Annotated in this window: 11 protein-coding genes; 3 read left to right on the top strand and 8 right to left on the bottom strand. The window is 71.8% G+C overall.

The window, feature by feature from the left end:
• Positions 1 to 117 precede the first annotated feature (117 nt).
• The 3 genes from AB0927_RS03280 to AB0927_RS03270 all read right to left on the bottom strand — a co-directional run bounded on the left by AB0927_RS03280 (position 118) and on the right by AB0927_RS03270 (position 3,113).
• Positions 118 to 744 (bottom strand): FMN reductase, encoded by a 627-nt coding sequence (locus AB0927_RS03280; RefSeq protein WP_366665769.1) that lies wholly within the window; start codon positions 742 to 744, stop codon positions 118 to 120.
• A gap of 167 nt (positions 745 to 911) precedes the next feature.
• Positions 912 to 1,904, bottom strand: coding sequence for an alpha/beta hydrolase (locus tag AB0927_RS03275; RefSeq protein ID WP_366665768.1), 993 nt, complete (start codon positions 1,902 to 1,904; stop codon positions 912 to 914).
• A 147-nt stretch (positions 1,905 to 2,051) separates the two neighbouring features.
• Positions 2,052 to 3,113, bottom strand: a complete 1,062-nt coding sequence (locus AB0927_RS03270; protein ID WP_366665780.1) for a helix-turn-helix domain-containing protein — start codon at positions 3,111 to 3,113, stop codon at positions 2,052 to 2,054.
• Positions 3,114 to 3,607: 494 nt separating this feature from the next.
• On the opposite strand from AB0927_RS03270, the gene AB0927_RS03265 reads away from it, so the two are divergent.
• Together AB0927_RS03265 and AB0927_RS03260 are read left to right on the top strand one after the other, a co-directional pair.
• A complete protein-coding gene (locus AB0927_RS03265) occupies positions 3,608 to 4,270 on the top strand; it encodes a hydrolase (RefSeq protein ID WP_366665767.1) in 663 nt (220 codons plus the stop codon).
• A gap of 180 nt (positions 4,271 to 4,450) precedes the next feature.
• A complete protein-coding gene (locus AB0927_RS03260) occupies positions 4,451 to 5,029 on the top strand; it encodes a DNA starvation/stationary phase protection protein (RefSeq protein ID WP_366665766.1) in 579 nt (192 codons plus the stop codon).
• A gap of 153 nt (positions 5,030 to 5,182) precedes the next feature.
• Here the strand turns inward: AB0927_RS03260 and AB0927_RS03255 are convergent, their stop codons facing one another.
• Both AB0927_RS03255 and AB0927_RS03250 read right to left on the bottom strand, forming a co-directional pair.
• The gene (locus tag AB0927_RS03255; protein ID WP_366665765.1) at positions 5,183 to 5,854 is read right to left on the bottom strand and encodes a YoaK family protein; all 672 of its coding nucleotides are present in this window, start codon (positions 5,852 to 5,854) and stop codon (positions 5,183 to 5,185) included.
• A 201-nt stretch (positions 5,855 to 6,055) separates the two neighbouring features.
• Complete coding sequence (locus tag AB0927_RS03250; RefSeq protein WP_366665764.1) at positions 6,056 to 7,147, bottom strand: LLM class flavin-dependent oxidoreductase; 1,092 nt, start codon at positions 7,145 to 7,147, stop codon at positions 6,056 to 6,058.
• A 635-nt stretch (positions 7,148 to 7,782) separates the two neighbouring features.
• Between AB0927_RS03250 and AB0927_RS03245 the strand changes: the two genes are divergently transcribed.
• Positions 7,783 to 11,742 carry a carboxypeptidase regulatory-like domain-containing protein gene (locus tag AB0927_RS03245; RefSeq protein ID WP_366665763.1) on the top strand — a complete coding sequence of 1,320 codons (3,960 nt, stop codon included), beginning with the start codon at positions 7,783 to 7,785 and terminating at the stop codon, positions 11,740 to 11,742.
• Between the two features lie 88 nt (positions 11,743 to 11,830).
• Here the strand turns inward: AB0927_RS03245 and AB0927_RS03240 are convergent, their stop codons facing one another.
• From AB0927_RS03240 to AB0927_RS03230, 3 genes are all read right to left on the bottom strand, one after another.
• On the bottom strand, positions 11,831 to 13,009 hold the full coding sequence (locus AB0927_RS03240) for an MFS transporter (protein ID WP_366665762.1): 1,179 nt from the start codon (positions 13,007 to 13,009) through the stop codon (positions 11,831 to 11,833).
• A gap of 2 nt (positions 13,010 to 13,011) precedes the next feature.
• On the bottom strand, positions 13,012 to 13,515 hold the full coding sequence (locus AB0927_RS03235) for a MaoC family dehydratase (protein ID WP_366665761.1): 504 nt from the start codon (positions 13,513 to 13,515) through the stop codon (positions 13,012 to 13,014).
• A gap of 200 nt (positions 13,516 to 13,715) precedes the next feature.
• Complete coding sequence (locus AB0927_RS03230; RefSeq protein WP_366665760.1) at positions 13,716 to 14,543, bottom strand: 3-hydroxybutyrate dehydrogenase; 828 nt, start codon at positions 14,541 to 14,543, stop codon at positions 13,716 to 13,718.
• Between the last annotated feature and the right edge of the window lie 40 nt (positions 14,544 to 14,583).

Here is a 14,583-nt window from a genome sequence, read left to right as displayed (position 1 = left end):
CCGGACGACCTGCCCAGGTCGTCCGGTCACCACGGGAGCCCTGCGGTGCCGCCCACGGACAGGGCCCTGAGGGAGATCAGGAGTGCGCCCTGTCCGGCGACACGTCGCGGACGGCGCCTACCGCGGGATTCGATAAGTGGCCAACTGCTCCGCGAAGGGGACGACGGCCTCGTCCCGCGCCGTGCCGCCCGGCTCCTTGAGCACGAGTTCGGCCAGTTCCTCACCCGCGCGGGTGATGCGCACGCCCAGGCCGTCGGACTGGGCGTCCCCCGCGCCCCAGTCCTCGGAGGCCGCGAAGACCGCGGTGCGCACCACGTGCGCGCACAGGTAGGCGAAGAGCGGGCGCAGCGCGTGCTCCAGGGCCAGCGAGTGCCGGGCCGTGCCACCGGTGGCCCCGATCAGCACCGGCTTGCCGATCAGCTCGGTGTTGTCGATGACGTCGACGAAGGACTTGAACAGCCCGCTGTACGAGGCGCTGAAGATCGGTGTCACGGCGATGACGCCGTCCGCGCCGGTCACCGCGTCGACCGCCGCGCGCAGCGCCGGGCCGGGGAAGCCGGTCACCAGGTTGTGCGCGATGTCGACGGCCAGTTCGCGCAGCTCGACCACCTGGACGTCCACGGGGCGGGGCGAGTGGTCCTGGAGCGAGTGCCGGGTCGCCTCGGCGAGCCGGTCGGCCAGCAGGCGGGTCGACGAGGGCTGGCTGAGGCCGGCCGAAACGGCCACGATCTTGAAGGGGTCCACGGTGGTCTTCCTCGTCTCTCGGGCGGGTGCGGCGGCCCGTACCGGCCCGTTGGTCTGCCGTTGCGCGGCCGCACCCCGAAGCCAACCCGCTGCGGCAGGCGTCGCCTGCCTGCTCGCGCACGGGGGCTGTGCCCTGGGCGCACCTTCGGGCGGCTGCCCCCGAGGGGTCAGCCGCCGTGCCGGTGCAGGGCGACGTGGACGGTGTCGAGGGTCTGGATCAGGGCCGCCCGGGCGGCGTCCGTGCCGCGCAGGGGGTCGAACACCATGAACCCGTGGATCGTGCCGTGGTAGCGCATCGAGACCACCGCCACGCCGGCCGCACGGAGCTTCGCCGCGTAGGCCTCGCCCTCGTCGCGCACCACGTCGGCCTCGCTGGTGACCACCAGCGCCGGGGGGAGCCCGGTGAGCTGCTCAAGAGAGGCCTGGAGCGGTGACGCGGTGGCCTCGCTGCGCCGGCGCACGTCGGGCAGGTACTGGTCCCAGAACCAGCGCATGGTCTCGCGGCCGAGGAAGTACCCCTTGGCGAACTCGTGGTACGAGGGGGTGTCGAAGTCGGCGTCGGTGACCGGGCAGAGCAGCACCTGCTGCACCAGCCGCACCCCGCCGCGCTCCTTGGCGAGCAAGGTCAGCGCCGCCACCAGGTTGCCGCCCGCCGAGTCGCCCACGGCGGCCATCCGGCTCCCGTCCAGGCCGATCTCGCCACCTCGCTCGTAGATCCACTTCGCGACCGCGTAGCACTGCTCGACGGCGACCGGGTACCGCGCCTCGGGCGCGCGCTCGTACTCGACGAAGACCACGGCCGCGTCCGTGCCGAGGGCGAACTCGCGCACCATGCGCTCATGGGTGCCGGCGTCTCCCAGGACCCAGCCCAGCCCGTGCAGGAACAGCACGACGGGGATCTCGCCGACGCTGTCGGCCGGTCTGACCACCTGCACCCGTACGTGGCCGGTCGGCCCGCCCGGCAGCGCGAACCACTCCGTGGAGATGGCTTCCTCGTCGAAGGGATCGTTTTCCTCGTGCTGCAGACGGACCAGCTCCGACCGGGCCTGTCCCAGGTCCCGTTCGTGCACCGGCAGCGGACAGGTGTACCTGTCCACGAACTCCCGGGTGGAACGATCCAGAACCGGGTGCCGAGCGGGCGAGGGGGCGAAGTCGGTCACACGGTCTCCTGCGGAGGGGCCAAAGGTCCTGAAGTGCATGGGTTGTTCGGAAGGCCAGATGCCTGGCCGAGAGGTGGAAGGCGATACCGCCACCTGGGCCACCGCCACCCGTGGGCAGCGGTGGCCCAGGTGGCTTCGAGCGGCACCTTATCCCCTGAAGGACGGGAGGACAGCCAAGGGCCGGTCGGCGCCGCGGGCATCGGCGGCGGTCGCCCGGACGCTCCCGGGCGTGGAGGTGACCACGACGGGGCGCGCGCCCTCGTCCTGGGCGGTGCGCAGGTTGCGCCATTCGCGGGGGGAGACCCCGTAGGCGGCGCGGAACGCCCGGCTGAAGTGGGCGGGGTTGACGAATCCCCAGCGCTGGGCCACGGCGGACACGGTGGGAGTCGTCCTGCCGCGGCGGGCCAGCTCCCGGCCGCACTCCTCCAGGCGCCGTTGCTGGATGAGCCGGCCGACGGTGGTGCCCTCCCCTTGGAAGAGCCGGTGCAGGTACCGCACGGAGATCCGGTGGGTCCGGGCGATGTTCTCCGGTGACAGGTCCGGGTCGCCCAGGTTCCGGTTGATGTGCTCGCGGACGCGCGTCAGCAGGTGGCTGCGGGACGTGTCGGCGTCCGTGCCCCCGGGGTGCGACCGCTCGGCGATCAGGGTGGCGAGCAGGTCGACGACATTGCCGGCCAGCCGGTCCGCGACGGCCGGCGAGTAACTGTTCGCCGAGGACGCCAGGTTGGCCAGGAACGGGAGCAGCATCGCGCCGAAGCCGTCCCCGGTGCCGATGGCGTTGCCCGTGACCTGCCGGATGTCGCTGTCCGCCACGCCCAGCACGCGGCGGGGCAGCTGGAAGACGTGCGAGGTGAACCGCCGCGGGTAGTCGAAGGAGTACGGCCGGGACGTGTCGTACACCACCAGGTCCCCCTCGCCCACCTCGGCGCGCCGGCCGTCCTGGATGAAGGTGGCCGTGCCCGACATCTGGACACCGATGGCCACCAGTGGCTCCGACGACCGGGCGATCAGCGCCGGGGTGCGGCTGACCCGCTCCGCGTCGGCCTCCATGGTGGAGACCTGGAGGTATCCCAGGCGGTGGGTGGCGATCCGGCCGTCGAACGGGCCGTCGTCCCGCGGTGCGACCGTCATCGGTACGAGGGTCCTGCTCACCGCGTTGTTCCAGTACGTGACCTTGTCGTGGTCCGGCACGGAGGCGGTCGTCAACACGAGACTCAAGTTGCTCTCCCCTCAGGGGACATGACTGCGGGGCGGCAGCGGACGGGAAGGGGACGGACGGCTGCCTCTGCCCCAGAAGGCGCAGCCGGTGCCCGGACAGGGCCGGACGACTCGTCGTACGGGCAGCGACCTCGCCGGAGCGTGACCGGACCGCTTCGGCGAGGCCCGGGTTCCCGCCCGCACCGAACAGCCAAGCAGTGGTCCACTTCTTCCTCCAGGCAGAAACGCAGGCAGAAGTTCCGGCAGCGGATCTGCGCCCTTCGTGCTGTGCAGTGCCGGAACAGCACAGGGCGCCGTGGGGAAAGAAGCGGCCGGCGTACCCGGCTAACTTCGTTGTCGTGGCGTCAGGCCGCCGAAACCGTGCCCCGACCGGTGCGCGGTGCGGCCTGCCCGTCCCCGACCCGCGGCGCCCCGAGGCGCCGCCGTCCCATTCGCCCCGCGCTTCCCGCGGGAGCGGTTATGCCTTTTTCGGAGAGGAACCACTCATGGTCGACTTCGCCCAGGTGAAGGCTGCCCCCAGCCCCGACCTGCTCACCCCGGACAACGCCGTCATGCTCTTCGTCGACCACCAGCCGCAGATGTTCTTCGGCACCGGCAGCGGCGACCGCACCTCCATCATCAACAGCACCGTCGGCCTGGCGAAGGCCGCGCGGGCCTTCGACGTCCCGGTCGTGCTCAGCACCGTGGCCGCGGAGTCCTTCTCCGGCCCCATCCTGCCGCAGCTCGCCGCGGTCTTCCCGGGGCAGGAGGTCATCGACCGCAGCACCATGAACGCCTGGGAGGACGCCGCGTTCGTGGAGGCCGTCAAGGCCACCGGCCGCAAGAAGATCATCCTGTCCGGTCTGTGGACCGAGGTGTGCCTGGTGCTCCCGGCCCTGTCGGCGCTGGGCCAGGGCTACGAGGTGTACGTCGTCGCCGACGCCTCCGGCGGCGTCAGCCCGGCGGCGCACGAGCACGCCCTGCAGCGCATGGTCGCCGCGGGCGCCGTCCCGGTGACCTGGGTCCAGGTCCTGCTGGAGCTCCAGCGCGACTGGGCCCGCCAGGAGACGTACGGGGCGGTCATGGAGATCGTCAAGGAGCACGGCGGCGCCTACGGGATGGGCGTCGTGTACGCGCAGTCCGTCATGGGCGAGCACGCGGCGGGCTGACCGCGTCCCGGCACCCGGCTCACGCCGACGCGACACCTCGTACCCGGCGTACCGGCTCGGCCGGTACGCCCGGGGACGGCCCCCGACGCGGGCGGGCATCCGCCCTCCCTCTCCGGCCGGCCGAGCCACGATCCGGCTCGGCCGGCCGGTGCACTTTCCGCCCCTACCAGGAGAACCCCCATGGAACAGACGACCGCCACCGCGGCGTCCAGCCAGCCGATGGTCCAGCAGAACGGCCCGGAGGTACAGACGTTCGGGAGCGTCAAGCTCTTCCCGATCGGCCTGACCCACGACACCCGGGCCTACTCGTGCCAGCGCCTCAACCGGGTGCTCGCGGACACCCAGATCCTGTACTCCCTCTACAAGAAGAGTCACTGGACGGTGCGCGGTGCCACCTTCTTCCAGCTGCACCAGCTCTTCGACAAGCACGCGGCCGAGCAGCTCGCGCTGGTGGACGCGCTCGCCGAACGCGTGCAGAGCCTGGGCGGCGTGGCCGTGGGGGACCCCCGGCACGCGGCCGAACTCACCTCGATCCCGCGTCCCCCCGACGGGACCGAGCAGGTGCCGGCGATGCTCTCGCGCCTGCTGCGCGCCCATGAGGCGATCCTGATCGAGAGCCGTGAGGCCGCGGCGCGTGCCGCCGAGATGGGCGATGACGGCACCAACGACCTCCTCGTCTCCCAGGTGGTCCGCGCCGGTGAGACCCATGTGTGGTTCCTCGCCGAACACCTCGTGGAGACTCCGCTCGCGCGCCTCTGAGCCGCCTGGACCCTGTGCCGCCCCGCCTGCGACGGTGGGGCGGCACAGGCGTGTTCGGGTGTGTCCAGGTGTGTCCGGCCTCGTGCAAGGGGGGTACGGGAACAGCACGGTGCCCTGCCCGCGGTCAGCGAGCAGGGCACCGTGCGGCCGGGGTCAGGGACGGTCGCGGTAGCCGAGCGCCACCGCGGCGACGAGGACCGTGCTGACCAGCATCGGCCAGCCCAGTCCCACGTGGTTGACCAGGGCGGCGCCGGCCGCGGCGCCGACGAGCATGGACGCGACCGCCAGCAGCCGGCGCCCGGCCCTCGGGTTGGTGCCGCCGGCCAGCGACGACTCGGACGCCAGACCCGTCAGGGTCAGGGTCAGGACGGTGGTGGTGAGGTCGGGCACGGCCAGTTTGCGTACGGTGCCGTTGCGCAGCCCCATGGCGAGCGCGACCAGGGCGATCAGCAGGTCGGTGGGGGCGGAGGCGAAGGCGGCCACGGTGGCGACCGCGAGCAGCAGGGCCTCCGCCGTGAGCACCGTCCGTACCCAGGTCTGCTGCGGACGCTCACGGTGGAACCGCTCGACCCGTCCGGCACAGACCGAACCGGCCAGGAACGCCGCGAGCGAGACGAGCGACCCGACGACCGAGAACCCCGGCGTGCCCACGGCGGCGAAGCCGATGATCACGACGTTGCCGGTCATGTTGGCGGTGAAGACGTGTCCCAGGCCGAGATAGCTGACGGCGTCGAGGAAACCGCTGACGACGGTCAGCACGGTCAGGGCTCGGGGCAGGGCCGGATGCGCCGGCTTTTCGGCAGGGGTGACTGCGGCTTGTGCCACGGTGTGCTCCCTTGGCAGTCGAAGTGGAAGTGGTGGGCGGGGGAAACGCTGAGTGGGGCGGCGTTGGGCGTTCGGCGTTCGCGTCGTTCCGGAACAGGCCCTGGGGCGCCCCGCAGAGGAAGCTGCCTCGGCCGAACCGGCGGCGGACCCGGGCCGGTGGCCGGCTCGGGTCCGCGTGGGGCGGCGGCGGGCCGCCGGAGGTCATCGGGCGGCGGGAGTCCGCTCGCGGGCGGCCGACAGGGACGCGTGGGTCGGGGCGTCGGGGACCTCGGCGGGCCGTCCCTTGGCGAACTCCTCGCGCAGCACGGGCACGACCTCCTCGCCCAGCAGGTCGAGCTGCTCCAGGACGGTCTTCAGCGGCAGCCCGGCGTGGTCCATCAGGAAAAGCTGGCGCTGGTAGTCGCCGACGTGCTCGCGGAAGGTGAGCGTCCGTTCGATGACCTGCTGGGGGCTGCCCACGGTGAGCGGGGTCTGCTCGGTGAAGTCCTCCAGGGAGGGGCCGTGCCCGTAGACCGGCGCGTTGTCGAAGTAGGGCCGGAACTCCCGTACCGCGTCCTGGGAGTTGCGGCGCATGAAGACCTGGCCGCCGAGGCCGACGATCGCCTGCTCGGCCGTGCCGTGGCCGTAGTGGGCGTACCGCGCCCGGTACAGCTCGACCATCCGCTTGGTGTGGTCGGCGGGCCAGAAGATGTTGTTGTGGAAGAAGCCGTCGCCGTAGTAGGCGGCCTGCTCGGCGATCTCCGGCGAGCGGATGGAGCCGTGCCAGACGAACGGGGGCACGCCGTCAAGCGGGCGCGGGGTGGACGTGAAGCCCTGGAGCGGCGTGCGGAACTTGCCCTCCCAGTCGACGACGTCCTCGCGCCACAGGCGGTGCAGCAGCGCGTAGTTCTCGACGGCCAGCGGGATGCCCTGGCGGATGTCCTGGCCGAACCAGGGGTAGACCGGCCCGGTGTTGCCGCGGCCCAGCATCAGGTCGACGCGGCCGTCGGCCAGGTGCTGGAGCATCGCGAAGTCCTCGGCGATCTTCACGGGGTCACTGGTGGTGATCAGCGTGGTCGAGGTCGACAGGGTGATCCGCTCGGTGCGGGCGGCGATCCAGCCGAGCATGGTCGTCGGCGAGGAGGGCACGAACGGCGGGTTGTGGTGCTCGCCGGTCGCGAAGACGTCCAGGCCGACCTCTTCCGCCTTCAGCGCGATCGCGACCATGGCCTTGAGCCGCTCGTGCTCGGTCGGTGTCCGGCCGGTGGTGGGGTCCGGTGTGACGTCGCCCACCGTGAAGATCCCGAACTGCATTGTTCCCTCCCGGGTCCTGCTTTCGCATCGGGCCCGCGACCGGCCTCGGCCGGGGCATGCGCAGTGACGCTACGGGGACGGGGCCGCGTATTCGTGACCGGGCGTGCACCACTGTCATTCCGAGAACGCAGCGGCGGAGGGCCCCGGGCATCACCTTTCGATGCCGCTGTACAGTCGGCTCCGCGTACGAGCGTCGCCATGTCACTCGTGGTCAGCGCTTGGTGCCGGGGTTCGTGCGGTGGTGGTGGGCGTTCGCGGTGGCCCCCGGCCGGTTGGCATGTTCCTGACATATCGCCTACCGACCGTTACTTGACGTTTCAGTAATTGATCTGCGAATAGTGTGCAGCGAACACAGGTCGCCGTCGACCGCGGTGCCGCCGCGAGAGGTCGGCCTCAGCGCTCGTCCCCACAGGAGTGACACGTTGCGAATACCGAGGTTGTCCAGACCCGACTATGGGCGAACGCCCATACGTCTGGCCGTTGTTGTCTCCGTTGTGACGGCGGTGCTGGGCGCGGGCCTGCCCCTCGCCACGGTCGCGACGGCGAAGCCGGCCGACACGCCGTCACAGGGGAAGAAGCCTTCCGCTCAGCAGGTGTGCGGTACACCCCGGCCCGGCAAGGTCTCGTGTTTCGCCATGCGACGCACGGACGTCGTCGGAAGGAAGGGAGTCCTCGCGGACACCGCGGCGCCCAGTGGCTGGGGCGCGGCGGACCTGCGCAGCGCGTACAACCTGCCGAGCGACGGGGGCGGGGGCCGGACGGTGGCCGTCGTGGTCGCCTACGACGACCCCACGGCCGAGTCCGACCTGGCCGTCTACCGTGCCCAGTACGGCCTGCCGGCGTGCACCACCGGCAACGGCTGCCTGCGCAAGATCGACCAGCGGGGCGGCACCGACTACCCCGAGGCCGATCCCGGATGGGCGGCTGAGACGTCGCTCGACCTGGACATGGTCTCCGCGGCCGCGCCCGATGCCCATATCCTGCTGGTCGAGGCGGACACCGACGAATTCGAGAACATCTTCGCCGCCGTCGACCAGGCCGTCGCCCAGGGAGCCCAGTACGTCTCCAACTCCTACGGGAGCTCGTACGACAGCACGCCCGGAAGCGGTGAGGACCCCGCCCAGACGGCCGAGTTCGACGCCCACTACGACCATCCGGGCGTCGCGATGGTCGCCTCCTCCGGAGACTACGGATACGGCGTCACGTATCCGGCGGCCTCGCAGCACGTGACCGCCGTCGGCGGCACAGCGCTAGAGAAGGACCCCGCCAGTGCCCGCGGCTGGTCCGAATCGGTCTGGTACAACGCCTACGGCGCCCCGGGATCGGGCTGCTCGGAGTTCGAGCCCAAGCCCGCCTTCCAGACCGACACCGGATGCGACACGCGGTCGGTGTCGGACGTGTCGGCCGTCGCCGACCCGCTCACCGGGGTGGCGGTCTACCAGACCTACGGCAGCGACGGCTGGGGGGTGATGGGCGGCACCAGCGCCGCCGCCCCGATCATCGCGGGCGTCTACGCCGCCGCCGGCGCTCCCGCCGCGAACACCTACCCCAACTCCTACCCGTACTTCAACTCCGCCAGCCTCAACGACGTGACCAGCGGCGCCAACGGGAGCTGCGCCGCCGGCCGTGCGTGCACCGCCGGGGCCGGCTACGACGGTCCGACCGGCCTCGGCACCCCCAACGGCCTGACCGCCTTCCGCAGCTACCCGCACGGTGAGATCAGCGGTACCGTCACCGACTCCGCGGGGACACCGCTGACCGGGGTGTCCGTCACCGCCGGCGACTACCGGACCACCACGGACGGCAAGGGCCACTACGGCTTCGTCCTGCCGCCCGGCAGCTACGACCTCACCGCCGCCGCCTACGGCTACCACAGCGGGACGGCCACGGTGGCCGTCACCGAAGGCGGCTCGGTCACGGAGAAGTTCGTGCTGACCGCGGTGCCCCACCAGACCGTCACCGGCAAGGTCACCGACGGATCCGGCCACGGCTGGCCGCTGTACGCCACGGTCACCGCCGACGGCGTGCCCGGCGCACCGGTCTTCACCGACCCCTACACCGGCACCTACAAGCTCCAGCTCCCCGAGGGCCATGACTACACCCTGAAGTTCGCCGCGCAGTACCCGGGTTACCAGGCGGTGACCAAGGACGTCACCGTCGCGGACTCCTCCCGGACCGTCGACGTCGCCGTCCCGGTGGACGCCAAGGCGGCCACCGCCGCGGGCTATGCGACGAAGAGGAGCGGTCCCATCGAGTCGTTCGACTCCACGACCGCCGCGCCGGCCGGCTGGAGCGTCGTCGACGCGGACGGCACGGACGGCGGCTGGGAGTTCTCCGACGCGGGCAACCGGGGCAACCACACCGGGGGCAGCGGAGCCTTCGCCATGGCCGACAGCGACCACATCGGTGGCGGCAAGCACCAGGACAGCACGCTGCTCAGCCCCGTCTACGACTTCAGCGGCTACACCTCGCCCCGGGTCTCGTTCGACACGGACTACGAGGGTTACAACGGCCAGAGCGGCAGTGTCGACATCACCACCGACGGCGGTGCCACCTGGACCACGGTGTGGTCGCGGGCCACCAACGTGACCGACCACATCGATCTCCCGCTCACCGCCTACGCCGGTGCCAAGGCCGTCCAGCTGCGGTTCCACTTCACCGCCACCTGGGGTTGGTGGTGGGAGCTGGACAACGTCTTCGTCGGCGAGCAGCACTACGGCCCGGTGGACGGCGGCCTCGTGGCGGGCACCGTCACCGACGCCAACACCGGTCACGGCATCGTCGGAGCCACCGTCACCAACGGCGACACCGCCGCGCAGTCGGGCGTGACCGCCGCCACTCCGGACGACCCCGCGCTCGGCGACGGCTTCTACTGGCTGTTCTCCGACACCCTCGGCCGGCACTCCTTCACGGCGGCGAAGGGCGCGTACGCCTCCGCCGACAGCACCGTGCGGGTGGCAGCGGACAGCACCACCGAGGCCGACTACTCACTGGAGGCCGGACAGCTCACTTTCACCCCCGCGGCCGTCGACAAGACGCTGGCCTGGGGCGCCACCGGCACCCAGAAGCTGACCGTGACCAACACCGGCCGCGTGCCCGCCACCTTCACCCTCGGCGAATGGCCGGGCGGCTTCCGGCAGCAGACCGCTCAGGGCGCACCGCTCCAGGTGGTGCCGGGCGATCCTTCGCCGCTGCGGGAGCGGGCCGGCAAGTCCACCGCCGGGCCGACGGCCGAATCCGCGGCCGCCGGTGACGCCTGGAAGCCGGTGGCGGATCTGCCGGTGGGCTCCTCGGACAACGCGGTCGCCGCGGACGGTGGCAAGCTCTACTCCGCCTTCGGCTACAACGGGACCACCTACACCCCGGACCTGTACGGCTACGACCCCGGCTCGGGCGCCTGGTCGAAGCTGGCCTCGGCGGCCGACGGCCGCGGGGCACCGGCCAAGGGCTTCATCGACGGCAAGTTCTACGCCGTCGGCGGCTGGGGTACCGACGGATCGCCCGACGCGAAACTGGAGATCTACGACCCGTCGTCCGACACCTGGACCACCGGTGCCCCCTCGCCCAAGCCCGCCGCGGCCTCCGGCAGCGCGGTCCTGGACGGCAAGCTGTACGTCGTCGGCGGCTGCCTCGCGTCCTCCTGCGGCACCACCGACGTCTACGCCTACGACCCGTCCACCGACAACTGGTCGCGGATGGCCGCGTATCCCGAGCCCGTCTCCTGGACGGCCTGCGGTGCGATCGACGGCGTGCTCTACTGCGCCGGCGGTACGGCCGAGAGCGGTGACACGAAGCACGCCTACGCCTACGACCCCGTGTCCGACAGCTGGTCGCGGATCGCCGATCTGCCGACCACGCTCTGGGGTTCCGCCTACACCGCCGCGAACGGGCTGCTGCTCACCGTCGGCGGCAGGATGCCCGGCGGCGTCACCAACCAGAGCTTCGCCTTCGATCCCAGGGCCGGTACCTGGAGCGCCCTGCCCAATGCCGACGCCCCGGTCTACCGCGGCGGCGGCGCACCTGGCTTCTACAGCGTCGGCGGCAAGAACAACAACCTCGTCGGCGCCAAGCCGACCGCCGCCGTCAAGGTGCTGCCCGGTTACGAACAGGCCGGTGCGGGCAAGGGCGTGACCTGGCTCGGCGTCGACACCCGGCGGGCGACCCTCGCCCCGGGAGCCAGCACCACCGTGGTGGTCTCCCTGGACGCCGCGGTCGCCGAGGTCACCCAGCCGGGCGCGTACACCGCGCGGCTCAGCGTGGGCACCGACACGCCCTACCACGCCTCCGAGATCCCGGTGACCATGCACGTCGAGCCGCCGAAGAACTGGGGCAAGTACGCCGGTACGGTCCTCGGCTCCGACGGCGCGGGCGGGACGGCACCGCTCGCCGGGGCCACCGTCCGGATCGACGGCAAGGCATCCGACTACACCCTGAAGACCGCCAAGGACGGCACCTTCGCCCTGTGGCTGGACGCCCGTGGCGCTCCGCTCACCGTGACCGTGGCCAAGGACGGCTACCAGCCGGCCGTGGCCAAGGTGAAGCTCACGAAGGGAGAGACGACCACCGGCGACTTCACCCTGAGGAAGGCACCGTGAGCACAGCCCACGGCGGCTGAGCAGCCCGATGCCCCGATGCGCTTGGCGCATCGGGGCATCGGGGCGTCAGGGCCGCTCGGCGCGGCGTTCAGCGGCCGGTACGGCGGCGGGACCACGCGGCATGACTGCCGACCGCGAGGACGGCCAGCACCACGGTGGCGACGCAGGTGGCCGTGAAGACCGGTCCATAGCCGTGCCGGGTCATCCCCGCGGTAAGACCCGTCGCGGCGGCGCTGCCGAGGAAGGCGGAGCAGACGAACACGGAGACGGTGGTGGCCCGCGCGGCCGGTGCGACCTCGGTGGCCCAGCCCTGGAGTGACGAGTGCAGGAAGGCGTTGGACGTGCCGATGAGAACCGAGGTGACCGTCAGCGCCGCGACGCCTTGGGAAAGGCTCGCCAGGAGGAAGGCGCCGAACAGTACGGCACAGCCGATGCCGATCATCACGGTTCGCCCGGCGCGCGCCACCGCTCGCCTGACCAGGTAGGCGCCGCCGATGATCCCGATGCCGTACGTGGCCCCCAGCACCCCCGCCAGTTGGGTGGACACGCCGTCCCGCTCCAGGGCGGGGACGACGTAGGTCAGGATGCCGAGCAGGATCGCGCCTTCGAGGAACCCGAGCGCGTAGGTCCACAGCGGCCAGGCGGTGAAGGCACTGCGCACACTGCGGCGCCGCCCGCCACCGACCGGAAGCCGGACCAGGCGCAGCCGCACCAGGAGGGCCGCGGCCCCCACGGCGGTCAGGGCGAAGACGACGCGCCAGTCCGCCCAGACGGCCAGGGCGCCGGCCGCCAGCGTCGCGACCGTCGTGCCCAGCGCGGTGGAGGTCTGGAGACCGGAAATCTCGCGGGCCCTGGCCGCGCCGGTGTAGGAGTCGCCGACGACGGTCAGCATGCTCGGGAACAGGGACCCGACGAAGAAGCCGGTCGCCGCGCGGGCCACCAGCAGTGCGGACAAGCCAGGGGCGGCCACGCTCGCCACGCTCGCGAGCAGAGTGCCCACCAGGGCCAGCCGCAGGATCCGCAGCCGGCCGAGACGATCACTGAGCAGGCCCCACATCGGCTGCCCCAGCGCGTACAGCAGCACGTAGACCGTCACCAGCTGCACGGCGCTGGAAAGCGGCATCCCCTCCTCCTCGGTGATCACCACCAGCATGGGCGCGGTCGCGAACCGGTCGAAGAAGGAGAGAAAACCCGTGGCGTGCATGAGGGAGTCCGGGAGGCCGGCCGCCGTGGCCGACGGCGGCGCCGCGGACTGGATGTCCGGCATGTCTACTGACGACGCAGCAGGTACTTGTGCTGACCGGACAGCACCAGCTCGCCACGCTGGTTGTGGATGGTGGCCTCCGTGACGACGATGCCGGTGTCGCCGTCCGGCTCCAGACCGGTGATGGTCAGAGCCGGGTACAGCGTGTCCCCGGAGTGCACTTCAACGAGGAAGCGGGCGGACAGTTCGAGGAAGCTGACGAAGACCTCCCCGATGAAGTGCGGGAACAGGGTGGCCCCCGGAGCGGTGAACGCGAGCACCTGGAGGCCGTGCACCACCGGTGCCGAGTGTCCGTGTCCGCGCGCCCACTCGGCGTCGTAGTGCACGGGGTGGTTGTCCGCGGAGACCGTCTGGAAAGCCGCGGCGTGGGCGTCGGTCAGGGTGCGGCTGGGGGCGCGGAAGACCTCCCCGATCCGCAGGTCCTCGAAGGTCCGGGCCGGAACGACCAGGAAGGCGTCGGGGTCGAACTCCCCCGGTGCCGTGGTCGCCGGCGGCTGCTGCTTCTCCACCACACTGTCCTCTCGATGGGTGCCACGTGGTTCAGCCATCCGTCATGGACGGCGCCGACCAGGCTAGACACCCCGAACAGTGCGGAATTGCCCACCAGCGCACTTGAGTTGACCGGGCAGCGCACTCGGCAGCGCCGGGACGGACGGGCCGCGGCGGCACGGTCCGGCCGGGGGCGCTCGCGGCCCGGCCCGGCCCGCCGTCAGCGGGCGGTCCAGCCGCCGTCGAGGGGGATCGAGACGCCGGTGATGTAGCCGCTGCGTTCGGTGCACAGCCACAGGGCCGCCTCGGCGACCTCGGCCGGCTCGATCAGGCGCTTGATCGCGGTGCGGTCCAGGAACACCTGGTCCATCACGTCCGCCGCCGGGATGCCGTGGGCGAGCGCCTGGGCGGCGATCTGCTCCTCGACCAGCGGCGTACGGACGTAGCCGGGGTTGATGCAGTTGCTGGTCACGCCGTGCGGGGCGCCCTCCAGGGCGACGACCTTGCTCAGGCCCTCCAGCGCGTGCTTCGCCGCGACGTACGCCGACTTGTAGGCGCTGGCCCGAAGACCGTGCACCGAGGAGATGTTGACGACCCTGCCCCACGCCTGCCCGTACATGTGGGGCAGGGTGCGGCGCAGGATGCGGAACGGCGCCTCCACCATGACCCGTTGGATCAGCGTGAAGCGCTCGGGGGGGAACTCGTGCACGGGGGCGACATGTTGCAGCCCCGCGTTGTTGACCACGATGTCGGCGTCGTCCGGCAGCGCGTCCACGGCGTCGGCCTCGGAGAGGTCGGCCACGACCGCGATGCCGCCGATCGCCCCGGCCACCTCCTTGGCGGCCTCGGCGGCCCGGTCCACCACGTAGACCTCGGCACCGGCCGCGGCGAAGCCCTCGGCGCAGGCCCGGCCGATCCCGCTGGCCGCACCGGTGACCAGAACCTTGCGGCCGGTGAGGAACCCGGTCGAGGCCGGACCGGACGCGGTGGTGTCACCGGGCCCGGGATGCTGGGGCGAGCCCTCGTCGGAGCTCTTGGTGCTGTCCATGGCCGACCACGCTAGGGAGGAACCACGAGGTGAGACACGT

The organism is Streptomyces sp. NPDC048106 (genome assembly GCF_040706415.1).
In the GTDB taxonomy this organism is placed as follows: Bacteria; Actinomycetota; Actinomycetes; order Streptomycetales; family Streptomycetaceae; genus Streptomyces.
Note: the sequence above shows the minus strand (reverse complement) of the source record. Positions and strands in the feature narration are given on the sequence as shown.